The following is a 3,786-nucleotide window of genomic DNA, read 5'->3' as shown; positions in this document are numbered from 1 at the left end:
CGGCTGCTGCCGCCGGCCCGGCGGGCGGCGCTGCGCCGCGAACTGCGCGCCGACGTCGCCCTGATGGTCGCCGTGCTGCGCGCGGAACGGCCGGAGCTCGCCACAGGGGACGCCGAGTTGCTCTGCTGGTCGGCACTCTCGGCCTGCGCCGGGCTGTCCTACCAGTCGGCGGCGCCGCAGCCCCGACGGGCCGAGGCGCTGCTGCGCGAGATGGTCGCGGCCGTTCTCGGGGTCTCCCTGGAGGGTGCGGTCGCAGGGCCCGCCGCCGTACCGGTGCCGGAACCCGGGCCGCGGGCGCGCCGGGAGGAGCTGCTCGCGGCGGCCGTCCGGCTGTTCCACCAGCGCGGCTTCGACAACGTCAGCACCGACCAGCTCGGCGCCGCCGTCGGCATCTCCGGCCCCAGCGTGTACCGGCACTTCGACAGCAAGGCCGAGCTGCTCGCCGCCTCGCTGGTGCGCAGCCGCGAGCGGCTCTGGCACGAGGTGGACGGCGCGATCGCGGCCGCCTCCGGGCCCGGGGCGGCGCTTGAGGCCGGGCTGGGCGCGTACGTCGGCTTCGCGCTGCGCAACGGGGACTACCTGGGCGCGATGCTCAGCGAGACGGAGCGGCTGGCCCCGCCCGACCGCCGGGCCGCGGTGGACTTCCGGCGGGACTTCCTGCGCACCTGGGTCGGGCTGCTGCGGCAGGTGCACCCCACGTGTGACGCGGCGGCCGCCCGGATCCGGGTGCACGCGCTGTTCGCGCTGGTCAACGACGGGGTGCGGAACCGTCCGCACAGTGCCCGGCCGGACCTCGGGGACTGCCTGCTACGGCTCGGCCGGGCGGTACTCGGTCTCTCCTGAGCGGGGCACCTGGGCGGGGGCCGGCGGCGGACGTGCGGGGGGTGGACGAATTCCATCGAACGGGTGGCGGTTCCCCTGACAGTGGAGGATCGGTCAATTAAGAGTTGACTACATTCCGTCATTTCGTCATTCCGTCAGGAAGGCGTCAAGAAGAAAGAAATGGTCGCCAGATAGTCGCACTGGCACACTGGGGACCCATGTCTGATGGTGCCCCGCCCGAGCCCACCCCCGCCGAGGAGCTGCGCACGACCGAGGTCGATCTCGGCGGCCTGGTGAACGTCCTCGCCACCCACCTCTACTCCACCCCGCTGGTCGCGCTGCGCGAACTCGTCCAGAACGCGCACGACTCGCACACCCGACGGCTCCTGGAGGACCCGGACGGCGACCACCGCCCGCTGATCCGGGTGCGCGCCGACGCCGCCCGGCGGACCGTCGCCATCGAGGACACCGGCGCCGGCCTCACCGAACCGGAGATCCACTCCTACCTGGCCACCGTCGGCACCGGCTACACCCGGATGCTGCGCGACCTGACCGGCAACCAGGAGCTGATCGGCGCCTTCGGCCTGGGCTTCCTCTCCGCCTTCTCGATCGCCGACGAGGTCACCGTCACCACCACCTCGCACCGCGAGCCGCTGCTCGGGCACCGCTACCGCAGCCGCGGCGGCGAGCAGTACCAGGTCGAGCCGGTGCCCGCCCGGCCCCGTCCCGGCACGGTGGTCGAGCTGGCGCTCAAGGCCGAGCACGGCCACCTCGCCGACGAGGACGTCCTGCGCGACGTGCTCGGCCGCTACTGCGTGCTGCTGCCGATCCCGGTCCACGTCGGCGAGGACGAGCGGCCGGTCAACTCCGTCGAGGTGCCCTGGCGGCGATCGGCCCTCCCGCCGGCCACCCCGGCCCTCGGCCGAGACGACTCGGGTGGCCCCTCGGACGGTGAGCAGTACGCCGCCCGGATGCGCTTCGCCACCGCCTTCGGCCGCCGCTTCGAGCCGCTCACCGCCTTCCCGGTGCACCCGGTCGAGGGCGTCACCGACGCGGCCGGTCTGCTCTGGGTGCAGGACGGCGGCACCTACGGCAGCAGCGACAACCGCGACCTCGCCGTCTACCTGCGCGGCATGCTGCTCGCCGAGGACGCCCGCGACCTGCTGCCCCGCTGGGCCGGGTTCATCGGCGGCGTGGTCGAGTCCAACCGGCTCACCCCCACCGCCAGCCGCGAGGACCTCCAACGCGACGAGCACTACCACGCGCTCCGGAAGGTCCTCACCGACGCCATCGTGGACGGCCTGTACGAGACCGCCCGGCTGCGGCCCGCCGCCTGGCGCCGCATCCTCACCCGGCACGGCAGCGACCTGCTCGGCGCCGCGCTCTGCGACGAGCGGCTGTTCACCCTGCTCGCCGACGACGTCCCGGTGCCCACCTCGCAGGGCGACCTCACGGCCGGCGCGCTGCGCGCGGCGGGAGGCGGCGCGGTGCACGTCGCGCTCGGCAGCGGCGGCGGCTTCGAGGAGATGCTGTACCGGGCGATGCGGGTGCCGATCGCGCGCGGCGACCGCTACGCCGTCCTGCCGTTCCTGCGCCGCTACGCCCAGCTGCGCGGCTGCCGGGTGGTCGAGCTGGGCAGCGAGCAGGGCAACCGCGAGCTGTTCCGCGACCCGGAGCGCCCGCTGCCGGAGCACGAGTCGGCCTGGCTGGCCGGCGCCCTCGCCGACCCGGGCGAGCAGCTCGTCCCGGCCCGCTTCGACCCGCCCGGCCTGCCGCTGGTGCTGGTGCCGGACCGCGAGGCCGAGTTGAAGGCCCGGATCGAGGACGACCAGGCGGACGCCCGGATACCGTCCGCCGCCCTGCGGCTGGCCCGCGCCTTCACGGCCCGCACCGACGGTGGGGTCCGGGCCCGGCTCTACCTCAACCTGGCCAGTCCGGCGGTCCAGGACCTGCTCGCCGCCTACCGCCGCGGGCACACCGGCAGCGCGACCGCGGCCGGGCTGCTCCGCTCGATCAAGGTGATCATGGCCGCGGCCTCGTCCGGCCCCTCGGAGGGCGACCTGACCACGGCGCTGACCGGCATCGGCACCGCGGTCTCCGCCCTGACCGCCGCCGTCCCGGCCGGCCTGCCGGAGGTCCCGGACAGCCCCGGCGCCCTCGCGGAGGAGTCGTGACGGACGGATTGTCAGGGGTGTGCGGTAGACAACTCATCAGCACGACGCAGGGGGAACAGGCATGACCACCGACATCTGGGCCTGGGTGCGCGACACCCACCGTCAGCTGGCCGAGGCCGGTCACCACCGGCTGGCCGACGCCATCATCGAGCTGCCCGAGCACGCCACCGAGGGGCGCAACGAGCAGCTGGACGCGCTCTACCCGGAGGCGGTGGCCGCCGCCCGGGCGCTCGGCCTGCCCTGGGTCGAGGTCTACCTGCGGCACTGGCGGATGCAGAACCTGCTGAACAAGCGCCAGCAGGGCGAGGCGGTGCTGCCCGAGGCGGTCGACCTGCTGGACTTCGCGCACCGGGAGGAGACGGCGGGCTGCCCGCAGTCCGTCTGCGTGGTGCAGGACTTCGCGATCTGCCACGCCCGGGTCGACGGGCCGGGGTACGTGGCCGAGCGCCTCGCCGTGGTCGGCGAGACGCTGGACCGGATCGAGCCCGCCCGGGCCTGCTACGACTGCCTCTCCCGCGAGTACTCCGACGCCCTGGAGGACGACGGCCGGGCGGCCGAGGCGCTGGACTACCTGGACTCCGCGGCCAACCGGATGCGGGCGGCCGGCCAGCCGGTCTCGCTCCGCTTCCACCAGGCCCGGGCCGGCACCCTGCACCTGCTGGGCCGGCACGAGGAGGTGCTGGAGCTGCTGGACACCGCCGAGCGGGCCGAGCAGGCGCAGGGGCGCCGGCTGGACGAGCGCGACCAGCGCTGGGGCGCCCTGCTGCGGGCCCGCGCGCTCGCCGCACTC

General features: G+C 74.9%; 3 protein-coding genes. All 3 read left to right on the top strand.

Features of this window, described 5'->3' with window-relative positions; genetic code table 11:
- On the top strand, positions 1 to 843 hold an 843-nt coding region (locus tag KS423_RS40790; protein WP_224284779.1), incomplete at its 5' end, for a TetR/AcrR family transcriptional regulator.
- A gap of 197 nt (positions 844 to 1,040) precedes the next feature.
- The gene (locus KS423_RS40785; protein WP_224284778.1) at positions 1,041 to 2,996 is read left to right on the top strand and encodes an ATP-binding protein; all 1,956 of its coding nucleotides are present in this window, start codon (positions 1,041 to 1,043) and stop codon (positions 2,994 to 2,996) included.
- Positions 2,997 to 3,057: 61 nt separating this feature from the next.
- Positions 3,058 to 3,786 (top strand): hypothetical protein (locus KS423_RS40780; protein ID WP_224284777.1); only part of this gene is annotated, 729 nt, incomplete at its 3' end.

The sequence above is a fragment of the Streptomyces sp. LS1784 genome (assembly GCF_020103755.1).
Lineage (GTDB): Bacteria > Actinomycetota > Actinomycetes > Streptomycetales > Streptomycetaceae > Kitasatospora.
This window is presented reverse-complemented; position numbering and strand designations above follow the sequence as displayed.

Bases quoted from the DNA above. Each gene is read 5' to 3' on its own strand.
- KS423_RS40785 (WP_224284778.1), top strand. From the start codon at position 1,041: ATGTCTGATGGTGCCCCGCCCGAGCCCACCCCCGCCGAGGAGCTGCGC.